27 protein-coding genes and 1 pseudogene are annotated in these 23,435 nt (G+C 71.2%); 18 read left to right on the forward strand and 10 right to left on the reverse strand.

The genetic code is table 11. The features are described 5' to 3' along the window. Positions 1-2 precede the first annotated feature (2 nt). On the forward strand, positions 3-497 hold the full coding sequence (locus V1318_RS16540; RefSeq protein WP_332940828.1) for a DUF4426 domain-containing protein: 495 nt from the start codon (positions 3-5) through the stop codon (positions 495-497). A 10-nt stretch (positions 498-507) separates the two neighbouring features. Here V1318_RS16540 and V1318_RS16545 read toward each other — a convergent pair whose 3' ends face one another. The 3 genes from V1318_RS16545 to V1318_RS16555 all read right to left on the reverse strand — a co-directional run bounded on the left by V1318_RS16545 (position 508) and on the right by V1318_RS16555 (position 3,385). Further along, positions 508-1,467 (reverse strand): lipase secretion chaperone, encoded by a 960-nt coding sequence (locus tag V1318_RS16545; RefSeq protein ID WP_332940829.1) that lies wholly within the window; start codon positions 1,465-1,467, stop codon positions 508-510. Positions 1,468-1,469: 2 nt separating this feature from the next. Next, positions 1,470-2,429, reverse strand: a complete 960-nt coding sequence (locus V1318_RS16550) for a triacylglycerol lipase (protein ID WP_332940830.1) — start codon at positions 2,427-2,429, stop codon at positions 1,470-1,472. Positions 2,430-2,590: 161 nt separating this feature from the next. Continuing rightward, a complete protein-coding gene (locus tag V1318_RS16555; RefSeq protein WP_332940831.1) occupies positions 2,591-3,385 on the reverse strand; it encodes a cobalamin-binding protein in 795 nt (264 codons plus the stop codon). A 69-nt stretch (positions 3,386-3,454) separates the two neighbouring features. Between V1318_RS16555 and V1318_RS16560 the strand changes: the two genes are divergently transcribed. Further along, positions 3,455-3,868 (forward strand): GNAT family N-acetyltransferase, encoded by a 414-nt coding sequence (locus tag V1318_RS16560; protein ID WP_332940832.1) that lies wholly within the window; start codon positions 3,455-3,457, stop codon positions 3,866-3,868. A 90-nt stretch (positions 3,869-3,958) separates the two neighbouring features. Here V1318_RS16560 and aac(6') read toward each other — a convergent pair whose 3' ends face one another. Next, positions 3,959-4,426, reverse strand: coding sequence for an aminoglycoside 6'-N-acetyltransferase (gene aac(6') / locus V1318_RS16565; RefSeq protein WP_332940833.1), 468 nt, complete (start codon positions 4,424-4,426; stop codon positions 3,959-3,961). After that, positions 4,423-5,025, reverse strand: coding sequence for a pyridoxamine 5'-phosphate oxidase (gene pdxH, locus V1318_RS16570; RefSeq protein WP_332940834.1), 603 nt, complete (start codon positions 5,023-5,025; stop codon positions 4,423-4,425). The genes aac(6') and pdxH overlap by 4 nt, the downstream gene beginning before the upstream one ends. Positions 5,026-5,042: 17 nt before the next feature. On the opposite strand from pdxH, the gene V1318_RS16575 reads away from it, so the two are divergent. After that, entirely contained in the window at positions 5,043-5,897 is an 855-nt protein-coding gene (locus V1318_RS16575) for a kinase (RefSeq protein ID WP_332940835.1), read from the forward strand. Here V1318_RS16575 and V1318_RS16580 read toward each other — a convergent pair. Next, on the reverse strand, positions 5,884-6,087 hold the full coding sequence (locus V1318_RS16580; RefSeq protein ID WP_332940836.1) for a dodecin family protein: 204 nt from the start codon (positions 6,085-6,087) through the stop codon (positions 5,884-5,886). The two genes, V1318_RS16575 and V1318_RS16580, sit on opposite strands and share 14 nt — an antisense overlap. A 126-nt stretch (positions 6,088-6,213) precedes the next feature. On the opposite strand from V1318_RS16580, the gene V1318_RS16585 reads away from it, so the two are divergent. The 3 genes from V1318_RS16585 (at position 6,214) to V1318_RS16595 (ending at position 8,466) form a co-directional block, all read left to right on the forward strand. Continuing rightward, positions 6,214-6,768 (forward strand): shikimate kinase, encoded by a 555-nt coding sequence (locus V1318_RS16585; protein WP_332940837.1) that lies wholly within the window; start codon positions 6,214-6,216, stop codon positions 6,766-6,768. Beyond that, positions 6,765-7,886: a 3-dehydroquinate synthase gene (gene aroB / locus V1318_RS16590; protein ID WP_332940838.1), complete on the forward strand. Its 1,122-nt coding sequence runs from the start codon at positions 6,765-6,767 to the stop codon at positions 7,884-7,886. The genes V1318_RS16585 and aroB overlap by 4 nt, the downstream gene beginning before the upstream one ends. Positions 7,887-7,995: 109 nt before the next feature. Beyond that, positions 7,996-8,466 carry a hypothetical protein gene (locus V1318_RS16595; protein WP_332940839.1) on the forward strand — a complete coding sequence of 157 codons (471 nt, stop codon included), beginning with the start codon at positions 7,996-7,998 and terminating at the stop codon, positions 8,464-8,466. Between the two features lie 141 nt (positions 8,467-8,607). On the opposite strand, the gene V1318_RS16600 is transcribed toward V1318_RS16595, so the two are convergent. After that, entirely contained in the window at positions 8,608-9,240 is a 633-nt protein-coding gene (locus V1318_RS16600) for a cysteine hydrolase family protein (RefSeq protein WP_332940840.1), read from the reverse strand. 104 nt (positions 9,241-9,344) lie between these two features. Here V1318_RS16600 and V1318_RS16605 point away from each other — a divergent pair, with 104 nt between their 5' ends. From V1318_RS16605 to V1318_RS16620, 4 genes are all read left to right on the forward strand, one after another. After that, complete coding sequence (locus V1318_RS16605; protein ID WP_332940842.1) at positions 9,345-10,298, forward strand: helix-turn-helix domain-containing protein; 954 nt, start codon at positions 9,345-9,347, stop codon at positions 10,296-10,298. 36 nt (positions 10,299-10,334) lie between these two features. Continuing rightward, a complete protein-coding gene (locus V1318_RS16610; RefSeq protein WP_332940843.1) occupies positions 10,335-10,592 on the forward strand; it encodes a WGR domain-containing protein in 258 nt (85 codons plus the stop codon). Positions 10,593-10,798: 206 nt separating this feature from the next. Beyond that, entirely contained in the window at positions 10,799-11,881 is a 1,083-nt protein-coding gene (gene hemE, locus V1318_RS16615; protein ID WP_332940844.1) for a uroporphyrinogen decarboxylase, read from the forward strand. A 104-nt stretch (positions 11,882-11,985) separates the two neighbouring features. Continuing rightward, entirely contained in the window at positions 11,986-12,783 is a 798-nt protein-coding gene (locus V1318_RS16620; RefSeq protein ID WP_332940845.1) for a heparin lyase I family protein, read from the forward strand. A gap of 35 nt (positions 12,784-12,818) precedes the next feature. On the opposite strand, the gene V1318_RS16625 is transcribed toward V1318_RS16620, so the two are convergent. Continuing rightward, positions 12,819-13,826 carry a hypothetical protein gene (locus V1318_RS16625; RefSeq protein ID WP_332940846.1) on the reverse strand — a complete coding sequence of 336 codons (1,008 nt, stop codon included), beginning with the start codon at positions 13,824-13,826 and terminating at the stop codon, positions 12,819-12,821. A 117-nt stretch (positions 13,827-13,943) separates the two neighbouring features. After that, on the reverse strand, positions 13,944-17,477 hold the full coding sequence (locus V1318_RS16630; RefSeq protein ID WP_332940847.1) for an ATP-binding protein: 3,534 nt from the start codon (positions 17,475-17,477) through the stop codon (positions 13,944-13,946). Positions 17,478-17,757: 280 nt separating this feature from the next. On the opposite strand from V1318_RS16630, the gene V1318_RS16635 reads away from it, so the two are divergent. The 3 genes and pseudogenes from V1318_RS16635 (at position 17,758) to V1318_RS16645 (ending at position 19,599) form a co-directional block, all read left to right on the forward strand. Beyond that, positions 17,758-18,438, forward strand: a complete 681-nt coding sequence (locus V1318_RS16635; protein ID WP_332940880.1) for a YceI family protein — start codon at positions 17,758-17,760, stop codon at positions 18,436-18,438. Next, positions 18,435-18,971: pseudogene (locus V1318_RS16640) on the forward strand (cytochrome b); the annotation flags it as partial. The gene V1318_RS16635 and the pseudogene V1318_RS16640, both read left to right, overlap by 4 nt. A 79-nt stretch (positions 18,972-19,050) precedes the next feature. Then, positions 19,051-19,599, forward strand: coding sequence for a YceI family protein (locus V1318_RS16645; RefSeq protein WP_332940848.1), 549 nt, complete (start codon positions 19,051-19,053; stop codon positions 19,597-19,599). 91 nt (positions 19,600-19,690) lie between these two features. Here the strand turns inward: V1318_RS16645 and V1318_RS16650 are convergent, their stop codons facing one another. Continuing rightward, complete coding sequence (locus V1318_RS16650) at positions 19,691-19,918, reverse strand: glutaredoxin family protein (RefSeq protein ID WP_332940849.1); 228 nt, start codon at positions 19,916-19,918, stop codon at positions 19,691-19,693. A 69-nt stretch (positions 19,919-19,987) separates the two neighbouring features. On the opposite strand from V1318_RS16650, the gene V1318_RS16655 reads away from it, so the two are divergent. The 5 genes from V1318_RS16655 to V1318_RS16675 are packed head-to-tail and all read left to right on the forward strand — an operon-like array spanning position 19,988 to position 23,430. Beyond that, on the forward strand, positions 19,988-20,371 hold the full coding sequence (locus V1318_RS16655) for a hypothetical protein (protein ID WP_332940850.1): 384 nt from the start codon (positions 19,988-19,990) through the stop codon (positions 20,369-20,371). A 39-nt stretch (positions 20,372-20,410) separates the two neighbouring features. Further along, positions 20,411-21,808 carry an L-serine ammonia-lyase gene (locus V1318_RS16660; protein ID WP_332940851.1) on the forward strand — a complete coding sequence of 466 codons (1,398 nt, stop codon included), beginning with the start codon at positions 20,411-20,413 and terminating at the stop codon, positions 21,806-21,808. A gap of 22 nt (positions 21,809-21,830) precedes the next feature. After that, positions 21,831-22,058 (forward strand): hypothetical protein, encoded by a 228-nt coding sequence (locus V1318_RS16665; protein WP_332940852.1) that lies wholly within the window; start codon positions 21,831-21,833, stop codon positions 22,056-22,058. Continuing rightward, on the forward strand, positions 22,055-22,732 hold the full coding sequence (locus V1318_RS16670; RefSeq protein ID WP_332940853.1) for a hypothetical protein: 678 nt from the start codon (positions 22,055-22,057) through the stop codon (positions 22,730-22,732). The genes V1318_RS16665 and V1318_RS16670 overlap by 4 nt, the downstream gene beginning before the upstream one ends. A gap of 26 nt (positions 22,733-22,758) precedes the next feature. Next, a complete protein-coding gene (locus tag V1318_RS16675) occupies positions 22,759-23,430 on the forward strand; it encodes an alpha/beta fold hydrolase (RefSeq protein ID WP_332940854.1) in 672 nt (223 codons plus the stop codon). Positions 23,431-23,435: the final 5 nt, after the last annotated feature.

Raw genomic sequence — 23,435 nt, forward strand, 5'->3', positions numbered from 1 at the left:
CCATGCGCATCGTCCCCGCCCTGTGCCTGCTCAGCCTCGCCCTGCTCGGCGGCTGCGGCCGCGAGGCCGCGCCGCCCAGCGGCTCCGGCAGCGCCGGCGCGGCGCCGCAGGAGGCCATCGTGCGCAGCGGCGACGTCAGCGTGCGCGCCAGCGCGCTGCAGACCTCGGCGCTGTCGCCGGCGGTCGCGCAGCAGTACGGAATCGCGCGCGACGATGCCAGCGTGCTGTTGCTGGTGGCGGTGCGGCGCGGCCCGGACGGCCAGGACAGCGCCATCCCTGCGCGCGTGAGCGCGGTCGCCACCGATCTGCGCGGTCAACGCCGCGTGTTGGAACTGCGCGAACTGCGCACCGGCGAGCCCGGCGGCGCGCAGTTGCTGGATTACATCGGCACGCTCGATATCGCCCTGCCCGAGACCCTGCGTTTCGAGTTGAGCGTGGCGCCGGAAGGTGGCACGCCGACCACCCTGCAGTTCAGCCGCGAGTTCTATCCGCGCTGAGGCGCGCGTCCTAGTCCCGCGTCAGCGCTTCGATGCGCAGGCGTTCGCTGGCGTCGAACGGCGCCAGCAGGGCGGCCAGGCGCGCCTGCCGTTGCGCCTCGTCCAATCCGCGATCGGCGAGCACGCGCGCGCGCTGCTGGCGATACGCGGCGACCCGTCGGTTCCAGTGCGCGCGGCGCTGGTCGAGCGCGGCCAGGCGTTGCGCCGCCTCCGTTCCGAACGCCGCTTCGCGTGCGGCGTAGCGGCGTTCCGGCGCGACGCCCTGGGCGTCGAACTGCGCGTTCTGGCGCATCGCCAGGACCACGGCCTCGCTGTCCGTGCGGCTCGGATCCAGGTCCAGGCCATACGCGACATCCAGCGCGCGCAGGCGCGCGGCGCGCTGCACAGGCGTGAGGCCAGGCTCGCGCAGCAGCGCCTGGCGCGCGATCGCGTGTTCGAGGCGGCGCTCGTCCTCGCCGTACCAGGCCTGCGCGACCGCGGCGCCGAGGCGGCGCTGGCGCAGTTCGCGGCGGCGTTGCAGATCGGTGCGCAGATCGCCGCCCACGCCCAGAACCGCGCTTTCGCGCTCCAGCGCGACATAGGCGTCGAACCAGGCCAGCACCTGGGACACCGTGGGCGCGCTCACACGCGGCTGCAGATGGCGGCGCAGGTCGTCGCGGATCGCCGCGGGCGGGCGCTCGCCCAGGCGGGTCAGGAAATAATCGAACAGGCGCCGCATGGCGCGGTCCGGCACCGCCTTGCCCGCCGCGTTCAGGGTGACCGCGCCGTCGGCGGCGGTGCCGCGCAGGGAATCGCCCGCGGCCGCCGCGGCGGCGCGCCTGCGCGCCGGTTGCGCATCGACGGCCGCCTTCGCGGCCGCCGTCGGCACGGAGGCGCCGGCCGGCGGCGGCGCCTCGCGACGCCAGTTCGACAGTGCCAGCACCAGCGCTATGCAAGCCGCCAGCATCAAGGCGAGGGTGAAACGCAGCATGCCTACAACCCGGCGTTCTTCAGTCGATTGAGATGGGCACGATAGACGCTGGGCGGGTTGGATGCGAACAGGCCGCGCAGGCCGGCGACCTGGTTGACCTCGTCGAGGTGGTTCCAGGCGTAGTCGTCGCGGATCACGCTGCCCAGGTGCGAGGAGCAGCGCCCGACCAGGCCGTCGTTGGCCTCGAAACCGAAGAACAGCGCGCCCGCGCCCATCAGCAGATCGCTGGGGTCGAACACGTTGCTCAGCGGCGAGGTGCCGCCCATCGAGTAGTAGCGCACGCCGCGCACGCTGGCCGCGCCCTGGCCGCAGGCGCTGGCCGGCAGGCCCTCGGGATAGCGCGCGTTGAACGCGGCCGCGCCGGCGCTGTTCAGCGACTCCAGTGCCGCCAGCGCGTCCTGCGGATCGTCGTCGCCGGACAGGAATTCCAGGAACGAACCCAGCGCGTCGGCGAGGCCGGCGACCAGGCCGCGCCCCGGCGAACCGGGCGGGAACGCGGTGCCGATGCCGTCGGCGACCTTGCTGCCGGTGTGCGGGCTGCCCATCGAGGTGATCGAGGCGACCAGGTCCGGGCGCACCGAGGCGACGTAGCGCGCGGTCGGCCCGCCATGGCTGTGGCCGATCAGGTTGAAGCGGCCGTGGCCGTAGGTCGCCTGCAGGGTTTCCAGGTAGTCGATCAGCTGTTCGCCGCGCAGTTCGCTGGAATTGGCCGAGGACACGTTGGCCACATAGACCGTGGCGCCGCCCGCGCGCAGTTGGCCGGGGATGTCGTACCAGTAGTCGTAGACGCCGCCGAGTTCGTCGAAGCCGAACAGGCCGTGCACCAGCACGACCGGATGCCGGGTCTTGGTGTAATCGTCGGCGCTGGCCGGCAGGGCCGCGGCCAGCAACAGCAGGACCGCGAGCAGCCGGCCCCAGACTCCGATGCGCAGCGCGCCCGGACGCAGATTCGATCGCGACATGTTCCCTCCCAGAAACCGTGCCGTACCGTTGGCGAGGCCGGCGGCGCCGGCTCGGCCGACTGTACGAATGCGTATGGCGCCTGCACGCCGCAGCGCACCATACGGGAGCGAACTGTGATACCTATCGCGCCGGGCCGGGCCCGCCAAGCGCCTGACCCGGCTTAATTGTTGCGCTGCACCCAGGCGCGGATATGCGCAGCGATCTCGGCCACGCCGTCGCTGAGCGCGGCCGGGCCGGGCTGCAGGATCAGCGGCGATTTGATCTCGTGCAGCTCGCCGTCGCGCACCGCCGGGATCGCGTCCCAGCCCGGCCGCGCGGCGACCCGCTCGGGGCGGAATTTCTTGCCGCACCAGGAGCCGAACACGATGTCCGGCGCCAGCGGAATGACCTCGGCCGGGTCGGCCAGGATGCGATGCTTGGCCAGCGACTGCGCGGCATGCTGCGGGAACACGTCGTCGCCGCCGGCGATCCGCACCAGTTCGGCGACCCAGCGGATGCCGGTGATCAGCGGCTCGTCCCATTCCTCGAAATAAACCTTGGGCCGGCGCGGAAAGGCCCGGGTCTGGCGTTCGATCTCGTCCAGGCCGCGGCGCAATCCGTCGGCGTAGGCCACGGCCTGGTCGGCGACGCCGACCAGGCCCCCCAGGCGCAGGATGTAATCGAGGATGCCCTCGACGCTGCGGTGGTTGCTGATCCAGACCTCGACGCCCTGCTTGATCAGCGCGGCGGCGATCTCGGACTGGATGTCGGAGAAACCGATCACGAAGTCCGGTTCCAGCTTGAGGATCTCGTCGATCTTGGCGCTGGTGAAGGCGCTGACCTTGGGCTTTTCCTTGCGCGCGATCGCCGGGCGCACGGTGAAACCGCTGATGCCGACGATGCGATGCTGCTGACCGAGCGCGTACAGCGTCTCGGTGGGTTCTTCGGTGAGGCAGACGATGCGTTGGGGGCCCATGCGCCGATTGTCGCACTACCGGTGCGCAGGCGGTGGCCGGCCGCCCCGCGCGATGCGATCTTCGCGGCCATGGAAACCGCTATCGTCTATGCGCGCGAGGCCGGGGTCGCCGTCGCCGATTTCCGCCAGGTCCTGGTCGATTCCGGCCTGGCCGCGATCCGCCCGGTCGGCGACGAACCGCGCCTGCGGCAGATGCTGGATGCGGCCAATCTGATCGTGACCGCGCGCCGGCCCGACGGCGAGCTGGTCGGCATCGCGCGCTGCGTCACCGACTTCGCCTGGTGCTGCTACCTGTCGGAGCTGGCGGTGTCGAAATCGGCGCAGGGGCTGGGCGTCGGCAAGGGCCTGCTCGACGAGACACGCCGGCAGCTGGGGCCCACGGTCAGCCTGATCCTGGCCTCGGTGCCCGAGGCGGTCGGCTTCTACGAACGCGCCGGCATGGCGCCGATGCAGCATACATTTTGGTATAAGCGCGAGTATTGAGGGCCGGCGCCTTCGCCGTTGCCGATGGACGCGGCGATGCGGTTCGCTGCGCTCACCGCATCCTACGGTGGGGGTGGCGGCGGTCGTGGCTCAACGCAGCGATTTGCGGAAATACACCACGCGCTCGGTTTCCTCGAAACCGCAGGCCGCGTGCGCGCTATGCGCTTGATCGTTGTCGAGCAGGGAGTCGGACGCGAGCTCCTCGCAGCCGTGCGCCCGCGTCCAGGCCTCGATTCCTTCGATCAAGGCCCGGCCCAGGCCGCGCCCGCGCGAGTGCGGCGCCACGTACCAGCCTTCGAGAAAGCCCACCGGCGAAGTCTCGGTGCCGTTGACGTAGTCGCGGCGCAGGCTGGCTTCGGCAAAACCGCAGGCCCGCCCGCTTTCGTCGAAGGCGAGCAGGCAGATTTCGCGCTCGGGGCGGGACAGCATGTCGCGCATCTCCTGCGCATGATCGTTCGCCGGCGCGCCGTCGTCGTCCGGCCACAGCGCCGCGCGCAGCGCCGCCCAGTCGGCCAGATCGGCCGCGGTCGCCGGCCGCACCCGCGCGGCTTGGTTCACGGATACAGCATCCGCTTGGACCAGTCGCCGGCGCGGTCGCATTCGTACAGCCAGCGCTCGTGCAGGCGGAAATCGGCGCCGTACCAGAACTCGATCTTCTCCGGGCGCACGCGCAGGCCGGTCCAGCGCGGTGGGCGCGGCACCTCGCGGCCCTCGAAACGCTGCTCGACCTGGGCCAGGCGCTGTTCGAAGGTCTCGCGCGATTCCAGGGTTTCCGACTGCAGCGAGGCCCAGGCGCCGAGCTGGCTCACGCGCGGGCGCGAGGCGAAATAGGCGTCGGCCTCGGCGTCGGACACGATCTCGGCCGCGCCTTCCACGCGCACCTGCACGCCGTTGCGCACGCGCGGCCAGTGGAACAGCAGCGCGGCATGCGGATTGGCCTGCAACTCGCGGCCCTTGCGGCCGTCCAGATGGGTGTAGAACACGAAACCGCGCGCGTCGTGCGCCTTCAGCAGCACGATGCGTGCCGACGGCCGCGCGTCCAGGCCGGCGGTGGCGACGGTCATGGCGGTGGGATCGGGCTCGCCGGCGGCGCGCGCTTCCTCGAACAGACCGGAAAATCCTGCGATGGCTTCGGCTAACAAGGGATGTGGGTTCATTGCGTTATTGTGGCGCGATGGCGCCCGTTCCGCATCCCTCCGCCGCCAACGCCTACGGCGCGGATTTCGTCGAGCGCGTGCTCGACGACGCCCTCAGCCACGCCGCCCGCGTCTACGCGATCGCCGGCTTGCAGGGCAGCGGCAAATCGACCCTGGCCGCGCAGGTCGCCGCGCGCGCCCGCGAACGCGGCCTGCGGGTGGCGGTGCTGTCGGTCGACGATTGCTACCTGGGCCGGCGCGAACGCGCGCGCCTGGGCCGCCAGGTGCATCCCCTGCTGGCCACGCGCGGGCCGCCCGGCACGCACGAGCCCGAACTGGCCTGCGCGACCCTGGACGCGCTGCGCGCATGCGGCGCGGCGCGGCTGCCGCGCTTCGACAAACTCGGCGACCGGCGCCTGCCGCCGTCGCGCTGGCCGCAGGTGCGCGGCATCGACCTGACCCTGTTCGAAGGCTGGTTCCTCAAGACCCCGGCGCAGACGGCGCAGGAACTGAGCGCGCCGGTCAACGCCCTGGAACGCGAGGAGGATCCGGACGGCGCCTGGCGCGGCTACTGCAACCGGGCCCTGGCGAACGACTATCCGCCGCTGTGGGCGCGCCTGGACCGGCTGCTGTTCCTGCGGCCGCCGGGCTTCGGGCGCGTGCCGGAATGGCGCTGGCAGCAGGAATGCGCGCTGCAGGCCGCCAGCCCCGGGCGCGTCGGCATGGACCGCGCCCAGATCGAACGTTTCGTGCGCCTGTTCGAACGCGTGAGCCGGCAGGCGCTGGCGCGGCTGCCGGAGATCGCGGACTGGACGGTCGCGCTGGATGCGCGCCGGCGCGTGCTCGGCCAGGCCGGCGCGCCGCCGCGGATGGGCGCCCTCACTCGACGATGAAGCTCACCCGCAGGTTGACCCGCCACTCGTTGACCGTGCCGTCGTCGTCGGTCACGACCTTGATCTCGTTGACCCAGGCGCCCTTGATGTTCTTCACCGATTCGCCGCACTTCTTCAGTCCCGATTTGACCGCGTCCTCCATGCTGGTCTTGGAAGAGGCGTTGAGTTCGATGATCTTGGCGATCGCCATGGCGTGCTCCCGTCTGGCCGGCGCGCGGGTTTGCGGCCGGAACGGCGAGCCTAGGCCGGCCGGCGTTAAGGCCACGCAACAGCCCGCGGGCGCCGACGCGGGGCCGCAGCTGGCTACAATCGCGGCATGAATCCCGCGAGCAATCTGATCCTGGTGGGCCCGATGGGGGCCGGCAAGAGTTGCATCGGCCGCCGCCTGGCCGAGCGCTACGGCCTGCGCCTGGCCGACGCCGACCGCGAGATCGAGCAGCGCACCGGCGCCACCGTGGCCACCATCTTCGAATGCGAGGGCGAGGCCGGCTTCCGCGCCCGCGAGCGCGCGACCCTGGCCGAGCTGCTGGCCGAGGACGGCCTGCTGCTGGCCACCGGCGGCGGCGCGGTGCTGGACCCGGACAACCGCGCCCTGCTGCGCCAGCGCGGCTATGTGGTGCACCTGCAGGTGAGCGTGGAAGCGCAGCTGGAGCGCCTGGCGCGCGACCGCACCCGCCCGCTGCTGGCGCGCGAGGACCGCGAGGACGTGCTGCGCACGCTGTCCGCGCAGCGCGCGCCGATGTACGCCGACGTCGCCGACCTGCGCTTCGACACCGAACGCATGACCGCGGCCGAGGCCGCGGACAAGCTCGCCGACCAACTCGACAGCTGCTGGCGCCGCCTTGCGCACCCGCACGGAGCCTCCGCATGACCGCCCCGGTTTCCCCCGCCCTGCACCACGTCAAAGTTTCCGGCGACTCGCCCTACCCGATCGAGATCGGTCCTGGTTTGCTCGCGCAGGCCGAACCCATCGCCACCCGGCTGCGCGGCCGCCACGCCCTGATCGTCAGCGACGGCAACGTCGCGCCGCTGTATGCCGACGCGCTGGAAAACGCGCTGCACGCGGCCAAGCCGAATCTGGCCTTGGGGCGCTATGTGCTGCCGCCGGGCGAACACGAAAAAAACCTGGCCCGCTTCGGCGAATGCCTGGATGCGCTGGCCCGGCTCGGCGCCACCCGCGACGCCACCGTGCTAGCCCTGGGCGGCGGCGTGGTCGGCGACCTGGCCGGTTTCGCCGCGGCCTGCTGGATGCGCGGCATCGACGTGGTGCAGCTGCCGACCACCCTGCTGGCGATGGTCGATTCCTCGGTCGGCGGCAAGACCGCGGTGGACCTGCCCAGCGGCAAGAACCTGGTCGGCGCCTTCCATCCGCCGCGCGCGGTGTTCGCCGACACCGCAACCCTGCGCAGTCTGCCCGCGCGCGAACTGCGCGCCGGCCTGGCCGAAGTGGTGAAGTACGGCGCGATCTTCGACGACACCTTCCTGGATTGGCTGGAAGCGCACGCCGACGCGCTGCTGGACGGCGACGACGCGGCCCTGGCCCAGGCGATCGCGCGCAGTTGCGCCTACAAGGCCGACGTGGTCGCACGTGATCCCTACGAGCACGGCGACCGCGCCCTGCTCAACTTCGGCCACACCTTCGGCCACGCGATCGAAACCGAACAGGGCTACGCCGGCGCCACCGGCGACGGCCTCAACCACGGCGAGGCGGTCGCGGTCGGCATGGTCCTGGCGGCGCGGCTGTCGACCGAGCTGGGCATGGCCGGCGCCGCCGACGCGCAACGCCTGCGCGCCCTGCTCGAACGCTTCGGCCTGCCGACCGCGATCCCGGCCGGGCTGTCGCCGCAGGCGCTGCTGGCGCGCATGCGCCTGGACAAGAAAGCCGACGCCGCCGGCCTGCGCTTCATCCTCTGGGACCACGCCGGCCAGGCCCGGGTCGCCGCGGGCGTGGCCGACGAGGCGGTATTGCGCGTACTGGCGAACGGTTGAGCCAGGACCAGCGGCGTGCGATTCGTAGCCCGCCTTGCTTGCCGCGGTCGCTGGCCGCACAGTGGCGCACCGGCCCGCGGCCACAAGGCGCGGCGCCCTTCAGGGGCAAATGCATAGGGACAACGGCATGAGCGCGAGCTTCAATTACCTCGAGAAGCATTACTGCGCCACCGATAGCGCCCAGATCGCAGCGCAATTACTACTGGAGCGCTACAGCCTGAATCCACGCCCGCGCAGTTCGGCGGTGGTTTACGCCACCGACTGGAATGCCTGGACCGCGTCGATCGCGAACGCGGTGCGCGCGTACTCGGATCCCAGCGTCGCCTCGCCCAATGCCGTAGCCAAGCTCAACGACCGTGTGGGCCACTGGAACATTTTCCTTAGCGGTCTGCGCTACGTCCACGCCACCCGCTTGATGGAGAGCGGCAGGTCGGTGTATCGGATCGACGACTATCACAACGGCACGGTCGAGGTGGTCGCGCGAGTGCTGCCCGGTACTCCGTTGCAGATGGGCGACGTGCTCTGGTTCCAGACGGTACTCAGCCCCCTGCAGGGGCCGGTGGACTTGCCGCCGCAATAGGCGGCGACGCGGCGGTGCTCGCTTGCAGAGGCGGCCCTCGCCCCTCTATCGCCGACAGCCTTCAGGCGCCGCCGGCGGAAGAGGGCGATGACGCGAGGTTTGGCGGGTCGCGGATAAACCGGCTGCGGCCACGTGACGCGCTTACGCCGCCGCCTTCACCCGCACCAGCGCCCGCTGATTCGACGCATACGGATTGTCGAGGTACGGCGCCGCGTCGTTCGCGAGCGCGGCGATCCATTCGTCGGTGCCCAGCACCGCCGCGAAGCGGCTCTGGAACACCACCGAGAACACCCGATGGATCTCCTCGGCGCTGGCCTGGCCGGCGCTGTTCTCGTACGACAGCGAGCCGCTGGCGTCGTGCAGGAACTCGACATTGAGCTGCAGGTGCGCGGCCTCCAGGATGGTGGACGCGTCGCAGTTGTGGGTCATGTAGCCGACGATGCTGAGCGTGTCGATGCCGTTGCTCGCGATCCAATCCTTGAGGTCGGTGCCGGTGAACACGCTGGGGAAGTTCTTTTCGATGTAGTGGTCGCGCGGGCGACCGCCGACGACTTCGTTGAGCTCCCAGCCCGGCGTGCCTTTGACGAACACCGGCGCCTGCGGCGGCGCGGTGTTCTGCACCACCACCACCGGCACGCCGGCGGCGCGCGCGGCGTCCATGGCGCGGCCGATGTTGGGCAGGGTCTGGCTCACCGGCGGGTATTCGATGAGCAGACCGCCGTTGAAGTATTCGTTCTGGACGTCGACGACGATCAAGGCGCGCTTGCGGGTCATGGCGGAACTCCTGGCTGAAATGAGGAATCGGACGACGCCTATGCTCCGCCCGGGCCTGAATCGCCGACAGTGGCCCGATTGCCAATATTCGATAGAATCGGGCCATGAGTCCCGACACCATCGCCGTGGTCGCCTTCGACCGCATCAGCCCCTTCCATCTGTCGGTGCCCTGCATCGTGTTCGAGGACCGCGGCTTCGACGGCCAGCCGCGCTTCGAGCTGCGGGTGTGCGCGGCCGAGCCCGGCCCGCTGCGCACCCAGGCCGGTTTCAGCCTCGGGGTCGAGCACGGGCTGGAAGGCCTGGACGAGGCCGGGGTGGTGATCGTGCCGTCCTGGCGCGACGCCGACGAACGCCCGCCCGAGGCGCTGCTGCAGGCCCTGCGCCGGGCCCACGCGCGCGGCGCGCAGATCGTCGGCCTGTGCCTGGGCGCCTATGTGCTGGCCGAGGCCGGCCTGCTCGACGGCCGCCGCGCCACCACCCATTGGCATTGGAGCGAGCACTTCGCACGGCGCTATCCGCAGGTGCGCCTGCAATGGGACGTGCTCTACGTCGACGATGCCGAACTGACCACCTCGGCCGGCACCGCGGCGGCGCTGGACTGCTGCCTGCACCTGCTGCGCCGGCGCTGCGGCGCCGAGCTGGCCAGCCGGGTCGCGCGGCGGCTGGTGGTGGCCCCGCACCGCCAGGGCGGCCAGGCCCAGTACATCGAGCGGCCGGTGCCGGCCTCGGCCCAGGACGAGCGTCTGTCCGGGGTGCTGAGCTGGGCCCTGGCCCATCTGGAGCGGCCGCACAGCCTGGACGCGCTGGCCGAACGCGCGCTGATGAGCCGGCGCAACTTCACCCGCCGTTTCCGCCAGACCACCGGCACCACGGTCGCGCAGTGGCTGCTCAACCAGCGCCTGGCGCGCGCGCAGCGGCTGCTGGAGAGCACCGACCGGCCGGTCGAGGCGATCGCCGCCGACACCGGTTTCGGTTCGGCGGTGTCGCTGCGCCAGCGCTTCGCGGCCGCGCTCAAGACCTCGCCCTCGGCCTATCGGCGCGAGTTCCGCGGCGGCTGACCCCGTTGCGGCGCCGCCTGCCGCTACAATCCGGTCGTGCGCCTGCTCCTACAACAACGCCCCGACGGCCGCGAAGCCCCGCGCTTCGTGCAACTGATGCTGCAGCCCGATCTGCTGGGCGGCTGGACCCTGGTGCGCGAAACTGGCCAGATCGGCGGGCGTAGCACTCTGCGCCGGGAGCAGTTCATGGACCGCGACAGCGCCTTCGCCGCGCTCGAGCACGCGCGCGACCAGCAACTCAAGCGCGGTTTCCAGTTGATGTTCGCCCAAGGCGCGGAAGCGCCGCCCGAGTGATCCGGCCCCGCGCGGGCGCAGCGAAGCGGCGACCCGACGCCCGCCGCCGCGCGATCGCGGGCTTTGCCGGCGCGGGCCGCGCGCTTGACCGCACCGCGGCGGAACACAGCAACGCAGCCACGCAGGCCAATACGGCTCGCTTCGCCCGCGCCGCGCCGCGATAATGCGCGCCCGAGCCGACGCCCCCACGCGCACCAGGAACCAGAATGACCGCCATCGACGCCGCACCCGCCAACGACCGCTTCCTGCGCGCCCTGCGCCGCGAGCCGGTCGACCGCACCCCGGTGTGGCTGATGCGCCAGGCCGGCCGCTACCTGCCCGAGTACCGCGCCACCCGCGCCCAGGCCGGCAGCTTCCTTAACCTGGCCAAGAACCCGGAGCTGGCCTGCGAGGTCACCCTGCAGCCGCTGCGCCGTTTCCCGCTGGACGCCACGATCCTGTTCTCCGACATCCTCACCGTGCCCGACGCGATGGGCCTGGGCCTGTACTTCGCCGACGGCGAGGGCCCGAAGTTCGAGCGCCCGATCCGCAGCGCCGCCGACATCGACCGCCTGGCCGTGCCGGACATGGAAGGCGAACTGCGTTACGTGATGGACGCGGTGCGCACCATCCGTCGCGAACTCAACGGTTCGGTGCCGCTGATCGGTTTCTCCGGCAGCCCCTGGACCATCGCCTGCTACATGGTCGAAGGCGGCGGCAGCGACAACTATTCCAAGGTCAAGGCGCTCGCGCTCAACGACCCGGCGGCGATGCACAAACTGCTGGGCGTGGTCACCGACGCGGTGATCGCCTACCTGCAGGCCCAGCACGCCGCCGGCGCGCAGGCGCTGCAGGTGTTCGACACCTGGGGCGGCGTGCTGTCGCCGGCGATGTACCGCGAGTTCTCGCTGCGCTACCTGCAGCGCATCGCCGCCGAACTGCCGCGCGGCGCAGGCGCGGAACGCGCGCCGCTGATCCTGTTCGGCAAGGGCAACGATCCCTATCTGGAAGAGCTGGCCGCCAGCGGCGCCGAAGCGGTGGGCGTGGACTGGACCATCGGCCTGGGCGATACCGCGCGCCGCATCGGCGGCCGCGTCGCGATCCAGGGCAATCTGGATCCGGTCACCCTGTACGCGACGCCGCAAGCGATCCGCGCCGAAGTCGGACGCGCGCTGGACGATTACCGCGACGGCAACGGCGGCTCGCGCGAAGGCCACGTGTTCAACCTCGGCCACGGCCTGTCGCCGGACATGAGTCCCGACCATGTCGCAGCGATGGTGCGCGCAGTACACGAATTGAGTGCGCGCTGACACAGGCGCGCGCTAGGGCGCGCGCGGATTGTGAGTGAGTCCGCATATCGCGGACTTTTCATCGCCTACAGTGGACGCGGCCGCCTCTTCGCACGGAGTCCCGCATGTCGTTCCTGCCGCGCTACGCCCGCCGCTCGGCGGCGCTGCTACTGCTCGCCGCCGCGCATGCCGCGTCGGCGCAAACGCCGCGCCTGGACATCGGCTACGAAACCGGCACCCTGGATTCGGGTTATCCCGGGCTGATCGCGACGCAGGCGCCCGCCGCCGACGCCGCCTACCTGGTGTCCGACCTGCCGCGTTCGGGCCGCTACGCGATCGCGCACAAGGTCAGCCTGCGCGATCCGGCCTACGTCTCCTTCGGCGCGCCGCGCAGCGAAAGCGTGGCCGGCCAGGTGCGCATCGACGGCGATCGGCCGGGCCAATACCAGCCGGGCCAGCGCCGCCTGTACACCTTCAGCCTGTTGCTCAAGGATTGGGAGGACTGGACCGCCACCGGCCCGGCGCCGGTCGACATCCTGTGGCAGTTCAAGCACTACAACGGCGGGCCGGACATGTTCGTCGGCGTGCGCCGCAATCAGATGATCCTGCGCTACGGCAGCAAGCAGGCGGTCCTGATCGACGACATCCGCCCCTACGACAATCGCTGGCTGGACTTCCGCTTCGAGGTGCTGTGGGCGCGCGACGACAGCGGCTATTTCATCGCCGAGTTGCGCCGCGACGGCGACAGCGACTATCAGCGCAAGGTGATCGAGCCGGCCTATGCGACCTTCGACCCCAGTTTCGCCGGCACCGCCGGCACCATGCAGTGGGGCCTGTACCGGCCGGATTCGGAACAGGTGCCGGCCGCCGCGCTGACCCGCATCGTCTACCACGACGACATCAGCGTCACCGAACTGCCGTAGTCGCGCCCCGCCGAACTGCGAACCGCGGATCCCGCCTAGCCGACATCGATCTTGTTGCTGCGCAACAGCCGCGAGGGATCGGCCGGCGCGTCGCTGGGCGCGCCGTATTCCAGGCGGATCTCACGCATGTCCTTGGGCACGACCTGCTCGATGTCCTCGGGCGGTTCGCATCCCGGTTGCAGACGCTTGCCCAGGCCCATGCCGATCATCATCAGCGCCTGCGCCTCGGTCGATTGCGGCTCGCGCGCCAGCACCCGGTCGCGCATCAGATAGGCGCTGCCCTGGCCGTTCTTGGTCAACGTGGACACGGCGCCGCGCGGCTCGGGCGCGCCAGCCTCGAGCTTTTCGATCGGCAACGGATCCCAGCAGCGGCCGGTGCTGGCCACGGTGAGGCGCTTGGACAGGTCGGTCACGAAGGCCTCCAGCGAGGCGCGCGCCTGCTCGCGCGTGGCCGCCTTGGCCGGCAGGCTGTAGCGGCCCTTGACCATGTACATGCGGTCCAACTGCAGGGTCATCGCCGAACTCTTGCGCTCGCCCTGGCTGGTGTAGGCCAGCGCCAGCGAGCGCCCGCTGGCGGCGCCGCCCCGGCGCGGCGCGTAGGCGAAGCTGCGCAGATCGCCCATGTCCATGTCTTCGTAGCCGCCCGGTTCGCGGCCGACCTGGGCCAAGGCCTCGCGCTCTTCGTCGGCGGCGCGCTCGAACTCGTCCGCCGACAGCGCGCCGGCCGGATAGAAGTACACGTCGATCCAGCGATCGCTGCGGTTGCTCAGGGCGTAACGCACCGAGACGCCGAACTCCTGGCGGTCGTAGCGATGCTCGTCCACCGCCTGCCATTTGCCCAGGCGCAGCGGATAGACCACCCGCGTCTCGCGCAGGTAACCGCCCAGCAGCGGGATCGACGGCGCCTGCGCCGCATCGGTGTTGGCGACCGCGCCGACGGCGTCGGCGCCGATCGCGGCGGCGGGCATCCACGCGATCGACCAGGCCAGGATCCAGCCCATCGCCCCTGCGCAGCCACCCGCGCCTACCGCTTTGCCGATCATCGCCGCTCCCGCTTCCGCCTGCCGTCCGCGCCCGCACGCCCTGCGCGTTTGGCCGCGATCATGCGCCGCTTCGACCGCGCCTGCCAGCCCGCCCGGCGCGGCCGCGGCAGCCGGCCTTCACGGCGCCGGCGGCAGGGCCTCGTCGAGCACCGCGGCCAGCATCGCGCCGGTCACCGGCTTGCGCACGAAGCGGTCGAAGCCGGCCGCGATCGCCTGCGGCTCGGCCTCGGCGTCGGCGCGCGCGGTCACCGCGATCAGCGGCCGCGCATAGCCCCCGGCGCGCAGCTGCCGGGCCAGATCCAAGCCGTTGAGACCGGGCAGATCCAGATCCAGCAGCGCCGCGTCGTAGTTCGCGGTCGCCACCTCGGTCAGCGCGGCCAGGCCGTTGCCGACGTGGGTCACGCGATGGCCTTGCGCGCGCAACAGGCCGGCGATGACCTGGGCCACGGTGGCGTCGTCCTCGACCAGCAGCAGCGCCAGCGGCGCGCGCCGCGATTCGCCGATCCGGTCCGCCATGCCGGCGCCGCTGCCGACGATCGCCGCCGGCAGCGGCAGTTCGAAGCGGAAGCGCGCGCCCTCGCCGGGCCTGCTCTCCACCGAGAGCAGGCCGTTCATCGCCGCCGCCAGTTCCTGGCAGATCGCCAGGCCCAGGCCGCTGCCGCCGTAACGCGCGGCGGTGCGCGCGCCTTCAGCCTGCTCGAAGCGGCGGAACAGGCGCGACTGTTGCTCCTCGTTCAAGCCCGGCCCGGTGTCGGCGACCTCGAAGCGCACGCCCTGCGGCGCCAGCGTGCTCACCCGCAGCGCGACCTTGCCCTGCTCGGTGAACTTGATCGCGTTGCCTAGCAGGTTGAGCAGGATCTGGCGGACCCGGTGCGGATCGCCGCGCAGGCCGCGCGGCGCGTCGTCGGCGATCTCCAGTTCGAACACCAGCCCGCGCTTGCGCGCCAGCGGCGCCATCAGCGCGCTCGCGTCCTCGACCAGCGCGCGCAGGTCGAAGGCCTCGTCGGCGAGTTCGAGCTTGCCCGATTCGATCCGGGCCAGGTCGAGGGCGTCGTTGACCAGGCGCAGCAGATGCTTGCCGGCGCGCTGGATCGATTCGGTGTAACCGCGCTGGAGCTGATCCAGCGGCGTGTCCAGCAGCAGCTCGCTCATGCCGAGCACGCCGGTCATGGGCGTGCGCACCTCGTGGCCGAGCGTGGCCAGGAAACGGGTCTTGGCCAGCGAGGCCTGTTTGGCGATCTCGCGCTCGTGCTCGGCGGCCTGCCAGTCGAGGCGGCGCTTGAGGCGCCTGCGGTAGCGATCGGCGGCCCACCACGCGCCCAGGATGATCAGGCCGACCAGGGCCGCCAGCGCCGGCGGCGTGCGCCACCACGGCGGTTGCACGGTCAGCGAGAACCGGCGCGACTGCGACCAGATGCCGTCGGCGTTGGCCGCCTGCACCTCCATGCGATAGCTGCCCGGTTCCAGCTTCGAGAACACGCGCTCGCCGTTGCCGGGCTGGATCACCCAATCCGGGTCGTAGCCGTGCAGGCGGAAGCGGTAGCGGTGCGATTGCAGATCGACGAAGGACAGCAATCGCGCCGACACGCGCAGGTCGCGGTCCTGCGGGCCCAGCACCACCGGGCGCTCGGGATCGAGCTTGAACTCGTCCTCGTCGCGGCGGTAGCTCAGGGTTTCGATCACCAGCCGCGGCGCCTTGGCCGCCTCGGGCGCGCGCCCGGCGTCGAACAGCACCACGCCTTCCATGGTGCTGGCCACCGCGATACCGGAAGGCGTGAGCAGCGGATTGCGTTCGGTGAACTCCTGGCTGGGCAGGCCGTCGCGCATGCCGTAGATGCGCAGGCGCTGGCGGGTTTGGTTCCAGCAGATCAGGCCGCGGCGGGTGGTCAGCCAGACGTTGTCGCCCCAGGCCAGCACGCCGCCGGACTCGGTCGCGGGCAGGCCCTCGTCGCCGCTCACGCGACTGAGCAGGCGCAGCTCGCGGCCGTCCCAGGCGTACTGCTCCAGGGCTTCCAGACGGTGCAGCCAGAGCCGGTCCTTGCCGGCCATGGCGAAGCCGAACACGCGATCGATGGGGCTGCCGGGCAAGCCGTCGAAGCGGCTCGTCGCCGCGTTCCAGCGCGACAGGCCGGAGGGACCGGCCATCCACAGCGCTCCGTCGGGACCGACGTCGATCTGCTCGATGTAGAGGGTGTCGACGCCGCGGTCGTCCTCGGGCTTCACCGACACTTCCACCCGCCCCTCGCTGTCGCGCATCTGCAGCGCCGGCGGCATGTAGGCGATCCAGACCTTGCCGTCGGGCGTCTGCACGAGCTGGTCGGTGATGCCGTCGTCGCCCAGGGCCGCGTCGCGCGGCGAGGTCGCGGTCCAGTTGCGCACCGCGCCGTTCGCGGCCACCCGGGTCAGGCCGCGGTTGTCGCCGAACCACAACGCGCCGTCGCGCGCTTCCAGCACCGAATACAGAGCGGCATCGGCCAGCGCCGGCACGGTGCGCTGGCTGGAACGGCCGTCGGCCAGATCCAGGCGGTCGATCAGGCCGCGCTCGCCCACCATCCACACGTTGCCGTCGCCGGTGGCCGCCAGGTCGCGCATGTAGGCCACGCGCGGCGCGCCCGGACGGCCGCTGCTGGGCTTGAGCACGGTGAACTGGCGCCAGTTCGGCGCCAGATAGGCCACCCCTTCCTCCTCGGTCGCGAACCACCAGCCGCCTTCGTGGTCCTGCAGCAGGTCCAGCGTGTTGATCTGCGCGATCGCGGCGTCGCCGGCCAGCGGCGTGAGGCGGCCGCCGCGCACCCGGCGCAGTCCACGATGGGTCGCGACCCAGTAGTTGCCGGGGCCGTCGCCGACCACGCCGTAGACGCCGGTCTTGTCGGCGGGCTGGAACCACGGCATCTGCGCGATCGCGCCGTCGGGCGCGCGCCGGAACGCGCGCAGGCCGGCGCCGATCCACATCGAGCCGTCGGCGGCCGGCGTCAGCGCGGTGACCCAGGCGCCGCTGATGCCGGCGTGCTCGACGCGTCGGAAGCGGCTGCCGTCCCAATACGCCAGGCCGGTGGTGGTGCCGACCCAGAGCCGGCCCGCGCTGTCGGTCTTCATGGTCCAGATGTATTCGCCGGGCAGGCCGTCGGCGCCCTTGGCGGACGCGGATTCGCCGGCAGCGGGCTTGACCGGCATGAAGCGGGCGATGCGTCCCTCGGCGTCGAGGCGGTGCACGCCGGCGCCGTCGGTGCCGAACCAGATCGCGCCATCGGGCGTGGACGCGATCGTGTAGATCTCGTCGCTGCCGATGTCGGGATGGGTGTCGCGGCCGTAGTGGACGAAGTTCTGGCGTTCGCGGTCGAGCATGTGCAGGCCGCCGCCGCTGAGCCCGACCCAGACCCGGTTGCGCGCATCCACGTGCAGGGCCTGGACCATGTTGCTGGGCAGCGAGCCCGGATCGCCGGGCACGTGGCGCCAGACCCGGAAGCTGATGCCGTCGTAGCGCGCCAGGCCGTCGTGGGTGGCCATCCAGATGTAGCCTTCGGCATCCTGCGCCAGCGCGGCCACGGTGCTGGACGGCATGCCCTCGGCGACGCCGTAGTAACGGAACTGCGGCGTCTCCGGCAGCGCCGCGCGCGCCGGCAGGGCCAACGCGGCGAACAGCAGCCACAAGGCCCAACCCGCCCAAGCGGGGCTTCCGTGCACGACCGCTGGCCTGCGCATCCTCGGTCCGATTCCTTGCCTGATACGGCCGCTAGGCTCCCCGATCCGGGCCCGGCGAAGCAAGGGCCGCGACCGCGCAACCCCTACGTGCGTTCCGCGACCGGTCCGCAACGGACCGTTGCGGACACGCGTCTACGGGTTCATCGTGCGATCCATAGAATCCCCGGACGATGCAGGCTTGGACCTGCCTGAGGAGCGCCGCGTGCCGAATCCGCCCCACCGTCCGCTGATCTGCGCGCTCGCGCTGTGCGCGCTGGCGTCGCAGGCGCGCGCGGACGGTCCGGACACGTACGCGCTGGACCCGGTGCACACGCGGGTGATGTTCGCGATTTCGCACGCCGGCTTCTCCAAGGCCCTGGGCACGGTATCCGGCAGCACCGGCACGCTCAGCTTCGATCGCCGGGACTGGCGCAGCGCGCGCCTGGACGTGCGCGTGCCGATTGCCAGGCTCGACCTGGGCGAGGCGAAATGGAACGCGGCCGCGCTGGCCGGCAACCTGCTCGACGGCGAACGCTATCCGGAGGCGCGCTTCGTGTCCGACCGGATCGAACCGGTCGACGCCGAGCATGCCAAGGTCTGCGGCCAGCTCAGCCTGCGCGGCCAGACCCGGCCGCTGTGCATGGACGTGACCCTCAATGCGCTCAAGCGCCACCCGCTGCCGCCGTTCCGCCGTACCGCCGGTTTTTCCGCGACCGCGACGCTGAGCCGCGCCGAGTTCGGCATCGACGCATGGAAATCGGTGATCGGCGACAGCGTCGAGTTGCGCATCGAGGCCGAGGCCGTGCGCGACCGCAAGGCCGGCGAAGCCGACGCCGAGCCCCTGCCCGCCGAACCCGAAGCCGCGCCGACGGCGCCGCCGGACAAGCCCGACAACGACCCCTACGAACCCGCCCCGGTACCGAACGCATGACGATCAAGAACACCGAACTCCGCTGGGGCGCGATCAGCCAGCTGCTGCATTGGGCGATCGTGCTGCTGATCGCCACGATCGCGATCCTCGGCCTGACCATGACCGACATGGCCAACGGCCCGTCCAAGATCAAGATCTACGCCCTGCACAAATCGCTGGGCCTGACCTTGCTGAGCCTGGTGCTGCTGCGCCTGCTGTGGCGCTTCTACGCCGGCGCGCCCAAGCCGGTCGCGGGCACCCCGCACTGGCAGGAACGCATCGCCTCGCTCACCCACTGGGCGCTGTACGCGCTGATGTTCGCCATGCCGATCACCGGCTGGCTGTTCAACTCAAGCTCCGGCTACCCGCTGCAGTATTTCGGCCTGTTCAACCTGCCCAAGATCGCCGCGGTCGATCCCGGCCTGGCCGACCTGAGCGAATCCCTGCACGAGAACGGCTTCTGGCTGCTCCTGCTGCTGGTGCTCGCGCATGCCGGCGCCGCGTTCTACCACCACCTGTTCCAGAACGACGACACCCTGCGCCGCATGCTGCCGATGCGCCTGCGCCAGGCGCCGGCCGCGGCCGAAGCCGCGCCCGTGGTCGTCGCCCCCGCCCCCGCTCCGGAGAACCCCGATGTCCCTTAAGCCCCTCGCCTTCGCCCTGCTGTTCGCCGCCGCGCCGGCCTACGCCGCCGACTACGCGCAGGCGCCCAGCTCGACCCTGACCTTCGCCACCAAGTACCAGGGCGAGGTGTTCAGCGGCCGCCTGCCCGGCTTCAGCAGCAAGATCAGCTTCGATCCGACGAATCTGACCACCGCGAAATTCGACATCGTCATCCCCCTGGCCGGTGTCACCACCGCCAACGCCGAGCGCGACGACACCCTCAAGGGCGCCGATTTCTTCAGCATCAGCAAGTTCCCGCAGGCGCGCTACACCGCCACCCGCTTCCGCAGCATGGGCGGCAACAACTACGCCGCCGACGGCACCCTGACCCTGCGCGGCGTCAGCAAGCCGGTCACCCTGGTCTTCACTTGGACCGCGGGCGCCAAGCCGGTGCTCAGCGGCAAGGCCACGGTCAAGCGCCTGGACTTCGGCGTCGGCGGCGGCGACTGGGCCGATATCTCGATCATTCCGAACGAAGTCGCAGTCAGCACCAAGGTGAACCTGGTGCCCGCGAAGTAGGACCGTGGCATGGCGATGGCGCGGTTGCCGCCGCACCCTGCGGCTCTCGTAGGGTGCGGTAAGCCGAAGGCGCACCGCACCGCATGCCGGATCAGGCGCCCAGGAAGTCGCGCAACCGCGCCGCGTCGAACGGCCATTCCAGCTCCCGCCCGCGGCCCTCGTCGCGCAATACCGGCACGCGCGTGCCGTAGCGCGCTTCCAGCGCCGCATCCTCGTCGATGAAGACGCTGTCGAACTCGGGCGCGCGCGCCTGCGCCAGCACCTCCAGGGCCAGGTCGCAGAGGTGGCAGTCGTCGCGTTGGTACAGAGTCAGGTGCATGCGCTTGCGTACTGAGGTGGCGGGGTTCGCGAGCGTCTAGAATACCTAGAGTCCATCTTGGGACGGCCCATGGCCCTCCGCTCGATCCCCACCGCGATCCTGGGCGCGCCGCTGCTGGCGCCCGCCGTCGCGTGGGCGGGCCCGGCCTGCGGCGTCCAGGCCGCGCGATTGATCGCCGCCTGTGAAAGCAGCGACGGCGGCCGTTTCGAACGGTTCGAGCTCAACGAACAGGACGGCCGCCGCGGCTTCGATTCCTGGCTGCACCAACGCCCGGATCCGCTCGGCGGCAGTTTGAGCTTCGACCGCAAGACCTGCCGCCTGCGCATCGCCCACACGCCCACCGAACAGCGATGGGAGTATCCGGCACGCATGAGCGGCCCGAACAGCCTCCAGCTGCGCGAACCCGACGAACGCAGCAGCGCCCGCTACCGCAAGATCGCCAACGGACGCTGACCGCGTCCCATCGCCCTCCAGCCGAGCATCCCCCGCCCCATGGCCGTCAGCACCTTCGATCTTTTCAAAATCGGCATCGGTCCGAGCTCCTCCCACACCGTCGGCCCAATGCGCGCCGCCGCGCGCTTCGTCGAGCGCTGGCTGGTCGAAGGCGGCGCCGGCAACGGCAGCGACCTGGAGCGCTGCACGCGCCTGCGCGCCGAAGTGTTCGGCTCGCTCGCCCTCACCGGCCGCGGCCACGGCACCGACAAGGCCGTGCTGATGGGCCTGGAAGGCCATTGGCCGAACCAGATCGACCCCGACATCATCCCCGACGCGCTCGAGCGCATCCGCGGCAGCAAGCGCATCCGCCTGTTCGGCCGGCGCGAGATCGGCTTCGACGAGAAGCACGATCTGATCATGAACAAGCGCCAGAAGCTGCCCTTCCACACCAACGGCATGCGCTTCACCGCCTACGACGGCGACGGCGAAGTGATCGCCACGCGCGACTACTACTCGGTCGGCGGCGGCTTCGTGGTCAATCAGGACGAAGCGGCCGAAGACCGCATCGTCGCCGACACCACCGACCTGCCCTACCCCTTCCACTCCGGCGACGCACTGCTGGCCCAGGCCCAGCGCAGCGGGCTGAGCATCGCCGAGCTGATGTTCGCCAACGAACAGGCCTGGCGCACGCCGGAGCAGATCAACACCGGCCTGGACGAAATCTGGACGGCGATGCAGGCCTGCGTCGAGCGCGGCATCCGTCAGACCGGCACCCTGCCCGGCGGCCTGCACGTGTCGCGGCGCGCGCCGGCGCTGTTCGCCGAGTTGTCGAGCAAACCCGAAGCGGCGATGCGCGACCCGCTGACCGTGCTCGACTGGGTCAACCTGTACGCGCTGGCGGTCAACGAAGAGAACGCCGCCGGCGGGCGCGTGGTCACCGCGCCCACCAACGGCGCGGCCGGCATCATCCCCTCGGTGCTGCACTACTACGACCGCTTCTGCCCCGGCGCCAACATCCAGGGCGTGCGCAACTTCCTGCTCACCGCGGCCGCGGTCGGCATCCTGTACAAGGAAAACGCCTCCATCAGCGGCGCCGAAGTCGGCTGCCAGGGCGAGGTCGGCGTGGCCTGCTCGATGGCCGCCGCCGGCCTGGTCGCCGCCCTGGGCGGCACCGCCAGCCAGATCGAGAACGCCGCCGAGATCGGCATGGAGCACAACCTGGGCCTGACCTGCGACCCGATCGGCGGCCTGGTCCAGATCCCCTGCATCGAGCGCAACGCCATGGGCGCGGTCAAGGCGATCAACGCCTACCGCATGGCCATGCGCGGCGACGGCAAGCACAAGGTCAGCCTGGACAAGGTCATCAAGACCATGCGCGACACCGGCCGCGACATGCAGGACAAGTACAAGGAAACCTCGCGCGGCGGCCTGGCGGTCAACGTCATCGAGTGCTGAGGAGCGCGGCGCGAGCCACGACATGAGCCAGACCACCCGCAGCCAGGATCTCCAGCCCGGCGACGTGCTCAACATCGACAACGGCGGCACGGTGGGCATGCGGGTGACGGTCACCACACCCGCGCAGACCGTGATCGAGTCGGAGCTCGCGCCCGGCGCGCGGCTCAGGATCACCGCCGGCGCCGAGCCGCTGGGCATCCATGTCGAGAACGCCGACGAGTCCTATCGCGGCCTGACGAGGATCAAATGACGCAGGCCGCGACCGTCGCCGCACCGGCCCGCCATCGCGACACCGGCCTGGGCCTGTGGTCGTTCGCGCAACGCGTCGAAGTCCGCTGCAAGCGCTGCGACCGGCCCGGGGTGGTGCTGGCGAGCTGGGCCGAACGGCGCTGGACCGCCGCTTTCGTGTGCGCGCATTGCGGCCTGCAAGCGCGCAGCGAACGCGACGACTGGCTGGGCCGGATCCGCCTGTGGGGCCGCCGGCCCTGCGGCTACTGCGGCCATCAATGGCTGTGCGTGAACCAGCAGCGCGACTTCGAAGCGGACTCGGCGCGCGTGCCCGACCTGCGTTCGAGCCCCGGATTCGGCAGCATCGCCCGGACCTGTCCCAGCTGCGGGCACAGCAGCCTGGTGGAGGTATCGGCGCAGCGCCTGCACGCGGACGACGGCCACGATCCGCACTTCGGCCTGCCGCTGCGGCTGATCGAAACGACCCGCGCCGGCCCGCTGTGGGTGTACAACCGCGCCCACCTCGAAGAGCTGCGCCGCTACGTGGGCGCCCAGCAGCGCGAACGGCGCGTCCCGGTCCACCGCTCGATGTTTTCGCGCCTGCCGACCTGGATCAAGCTGGCGCGCAATCGCCAGTACGTGCTGCGCATGCTGGATCGGCTGGAGAGCCGGCTCGGCCAGCCCGACGAGACCTAGTCATCCGTTGTCTGCTGCTCCCCGGCATGGACGGCACCGGCGCGCTGCTGAGCGACTTCGCCGCGGCGCTGGCGCCGCAGTTCCGTGCCGGGATCGTCGCCTATCCGCGCGACGCCGCCTGGGGCTACGACCGGCTTACCGCCTACGTACGCGCGCGCCTGCCGCGCGGCGAACCCTTCCTGCTGCTGGGCGAATCCTTCTCCGGCCCGATCGCGATCCGCCTCGCCGCCGCGCAGCCCGACGGCCTGCGCGGCCTGGTGCTGTGCGCGAGCTTCGCGCGCGCGCCCAGCCCGCCGGGCTGGCGCTTGCCTGCCTCGTGGCTGGGCCGGATCGGCACCGCCCTGCCGATTGACCGCATCCCGGCCCGGCTGACCGCGGCGGCGATGCTAGGCGCCTGGGCCAGCGAGGAATGGCTGGCGCGCACGCGCGAGGTGCTGGGCTCGCTGGATCCGGCGACGATCCGCGCGCGCATGCATGCGGGCAGCACGGCCGAGGAAACCGCGGCCCTGGCCCGGGTCGCCTGCCCGCTGCTGTACCTGCGCGGCCGCCACGACCGGCTGGTGTCGCGGCGCAGCTGGGAGCACATACGCGCGACCCTGCCGCAGGCGAACTGCGTGGAACTCGACGGCCCGCACTTCCTGCTGCAAGCCAAGGCCGTCGAGGCCGCCGACGCGATCAAGCGCGCATTCGCGGCCTGAGCGCG

Source organism: Lysobacter sp. CCNWLW3, from assembly GCF_036697405.1.
Taxonomy (GTDB): Bacteria; Pseudomonadota; Gammaproteobacteria; order Xanthomonadales; family Xanthomonadaceae; genus Lysobacter.

What these genes read in the sequence shown, in the direction of transcription:
- V1318_RS16540 (WP_332940828.1), top strand. Translation starts at nt 3, where the DNA reads ATGCGCATCGTCCCCGCCCTGTGCCTGCTCAGCCTCGCCCTGCTCGGC.
- V1318_RS16545 (WP_332940829.1), bottom strand. Translation starts at nt 1,467, where the DNA reads ATGCTGCGTTTCACCCTCGCCTTGATGCTGGCGGCTTGCATAGCGCTG.
- V1318_RS16550 (WP_332940830.1), bottom strand. Translation starts at nt 2,429, where the DNA reads ATGTCGCGATCGAATCTGCGTCCGGGCGCGCTGCGCATCGGAGTCTGG.
- V1318_RS16555 (WP_332940831.1), bottom strand. Translation starts at nt 3,385, where the DNA reads ATGGGCCCCCAACGCATCGTCTGCCTCACCGAAGAACCCACCGAGACG.
- V1318_RS16560 (WP_332940832.1), top strand. Translation starts at nt 3,455, where the DNA reads ATGGAAACCGCTATCGTCTATGCGCGCGAGGCCGGGGTCGCCGTCGCC.
- pdxH (WP_332940834.1), bottom strand. Translation starts at nt 5,025, where the DNA reads ATGAACCCACATCCCTTGTTAGCCGAAGCCATCGCAGGATTTTCCGGT.
- V1318_RS16575 (WP_332940835.1), top strand. Translation starts at nt 5,043, where the DNA reads ATGGCGCCCGTTCCGCATCCCTCCGCCGCCAACGCCTACGGCGCGGAT.
- V1318_RS16580 (WP_332940836.1), bottom strand. Translation starts at nt 6,087, where the DNA reads ATGGCGATCGCCAAGATCATCGAACTCAACGCCTCTTCCAAGACCAGC.
- V1318_RS16585 (WP_332940837.1), top strand. Translation starts at nt 6,214, where the DNA reads ATGAATCCCGCGAGCAATCTGATCCTGGTGGGCCCGATGGGGGCCGGC.
- aroB (WP_332940838.1), top strand. Translation starts at nt 6,765, where the DNA reads ATGACCGCCCCGGTTTCCCCCGCCCTGCACCACGTCAAAGTTTCCGGC.
- V1318_RS16595 (WP_332940839.1), top strand. Translation starts at nt 7,996, where the DNA reads ATGCATAGGGACAACGGCATGAGCGCGAGCTTCAATTACCTCGAGAAG.
- V1318_RS16600 (WP_332940840.1), bottom strand. Translation starts at nt 9,240, where the DNA reads ATGACCCGCAAGCGCGCCTTGATCGTCGTCGACGTCCAGAACGAATAC.
- V1318_RS16605 (WP_332940842.1), top strand. Translation starts at nt 9,345, where the DNA reads ATGAGTCCCGACACCATCGCCGTGGTCGCCTTCGACCGCATCAGCCCC.
- hemE (WP_332940844.1), top strand. Translation starts at nt 10,799, where the DNA reads ATGACCGCCATCGACGCCGCACCCGCCAACGACCGCTTCCTGCGCGCC.
- V1318_RS16620 (WP_332940845.1), top strand. Translation starts at nt 11,986, where the DNA reads ATGTCGTTCCTGCCGCGCTACGCCCGCCGCTCGGCGGCGCTGCTACTG.
- V1318_RS16625 (WP_332940846.1), bottom strand. Translation starts at nt 13,826, where the DNA reads ATGATCGGCAAAGCGGTAGGCGCGGGTGGCTGCGCAGGGGCGATGGGC.
- V1318_RS16645 (WP_332940848.1), top strand. Translation starts at nt 19,051, where the DNA reads ATGTCCCTTAAGCCCCTCGCCTTCGCCCTGCTGTTCGCCGCCGCGCCG.
- V1318_RS16650 (WP_332940849.1), bottom strand. Translation starts at nt 19,918, where the DNA reads ATGCACCTGACTCTGTACCAACGCGACGACTGCCACCTCTGCGACCTG.
- V1318_RS16655 (WP_332940850.1), top strand. Translation starts at nt 19,988, where the DNA reads ATGGCCCTCCGCTCGATCCCCACCGCGATCCTGGGCGCGCCGCTGCTG.
- V1318_RS16660 (WP_332940851.1), top strand. Translation starts at nt 20,411, where the DNA reads ATGGCCGTCAGCACCTTCGATCTTTTCAAAATCGGCATCGGTCCGAGC.
- V1318_RS16665 (WP_332940852.1), top strand. Translation starts at nt 21,831, where the DNA reads ATGAGCCAGACCACCCGCAGCCAGGATCTCCAGCCCGGCGACGTGCTC.
- V1318_RS16670 (WP_332940853.1), top strand. Translation starts at nt 22,055, where the DNA reads ATGACGCAGGCCGCGACCGTCGCCGCACCGGCCCGCCATCGCGACACC.
- V1318_RS16675 (WP_332940854.1), top strand. Translation starts at nt 22,759, where the DNA reads ATGGACGGCACCGGCGCGCTGCTGAGCGACTTCGCCGCGGCGCTGGCG.